The 1,807-nt window shown below is 39.8% G+C and carries 1 protein-coding gene; it reads right to left on the bottom strand.

The window, feature by feature from the left end; all coding sequences use genetic code 11:
* Nucleotides 1–805: 805 nt before the first annotated feature.
* Nucleotides 806–1,807, bottom strand: a 1,002-nt coding sequence (locus HW45_RS04380) for an Ig-like domain-containing protein (protein WP_038225158.1), incomplete at its 5' end; no start/stop codon positions are given.

Below are 1,807 nucleotides of genomic sequence, written 5' to 3'. Positions count from 1 at the left end.
AAAATGTATGTTTGTCAATGAGTGAGTACTAAGGATTAACTAGTATAGCACTCATCAGCTAAAACTTGTTTTTCTTAGACATTTTCATAAGTAAAAACATTAAGTTCACCTTAGATTTAAACATTATTCCTCCAATAAAATCATAAACTGCTCATTATCCTTTTTTGTTATGTTAACATTATCAATCATACCAAAATTCCACAACCAAGTATAATACCAACTCTACAATCTGAACGAATATCCATTGATCATGATATCTCATATTTTTAACCGTAGTAAATATTAATTCCCCACAGAAATATTATCTTTCACGGCATAATGAGATAGGTTCCAACAGAGAAATTAATCACCACCCAATACAGTATAAATGTATCACAAACAAGTTAACCAAACATTTTAGTAATTTAGGTTTGTTGTTTTTAGTTTAGACTATCTTCACTCTGTAGAACTAACAAAAATTATTTAAAACAATGAAAGTCATTTTTGCCATAAAGCTTTTAGTTGAACTATTAATCAACTCAAGTCGACCAGTAAATATTCCAGCGATTAAATATAGCCAAAATAAAATTATTTGCATTTTATAATCTAAGAAGTAAATATAACTCTTACTTTATGTAGCTACTCAACACAGAAAATTCACAATTGAAAAACTTTAAGTAACAAGCACATCATATTGTTATCAAAATAAATTGAACATATACGGTGAATTTAGAATTGAGCATACAAAACTCAGAATAAAAACACCCTCTACTTAAAATTTTGATAGAGGGTGCATAACTAACAGCTCTAAATAATAAACCTAGTTTTACCTAACATTTATAAATATTCTTTGAGATACTCGCGATACGCTATTGGGCCCAGTCACACGCCCAATAGCGTATTCATAAGTTCCACCGCTAGGCCAATAATCATGTGTCCTGTCAACGTTGTTTAAACGACCATCAGAACCAGCAGTAACACAACCCAAACGTGCCCACTCAGTAAAACTGTTACCAGGAGTCGTCCGGAGGTAGATAAGACAATATTCTTCATCAGCTACACCACTTCCAGACAGAGTAAATGTCATATCCCAGTCAGGGTCCGTACTTACATTAGCAGGAGCACGGCTAATGGTCTCCCCTGCATTATAAGTAGTACCGTCATAAGTAGTGCTCAAGCTAAGGTTCCCTAGGGCCTCAAATGAAACACTAATAGTTTTCGAAATGTCTCCTACAGTCGCTGTGATACGGACAGCTCCTTCAGCTCCTGCTCGAAGCCTAGCTGTAAATACACCATTTTCTGAGTCATCATTGTTGATTTGATCAATATTCACATCTTCCACAGGAATAGTTGCGAAAGAAATAGTATCAGTGCTACTAACCGGATTACCATGTGCATCACGCAACCTAAAAGTTAATGTCGAGTTGTCAATATTGTTTCCAATGAGCCCCTCGGCAGAGGACACAAATGTACTTCCTTCGGCATTTGGTTGTCCTGCTTCAATCGTTACTGTCTGTGAGGCGACTGCGAACGATTCACCGTCCACCGTCACTGTGGTCGTCGCCACGCCAGCGGTGTTACCCGCGGTTAGCGTCGCCGTATACGTACCACTCGTTGCGGTTTCCGTCGTCGCTCCGACAGTTACACCACTCACACCGGTTGCACCCAGCACCACTGTCTTGCCAGACACTGCGTTACCCTGCGCGTCTTTAAGCGCTCCCGGCCGCCTCGACCCTGCCGGACCTCCCGCAGCAATCGTGGCGGGACACACGCGCAGCGGCGGTTGAGTGGGACTCATCTCACCCGCTTCAATGGGTTCTGTTTTTGA

The sequence above is a fragment of the Vibrio sp. ER1A genome, from assembly GCF_000733315.1.
In the GTDB taxonomy this organism is placed as follows: Bacteria; Pseudomonadota; Gammaproteobacteria; order Enterobacterales; family Vibrionaceae; genus Vibrio; species Vibrio mediterranei.
The sequence above is the reverse complement of the archived record's forward strand: the minus strand, read 5'-3'. Positions and strand labels throughout refer to the sequence as shown.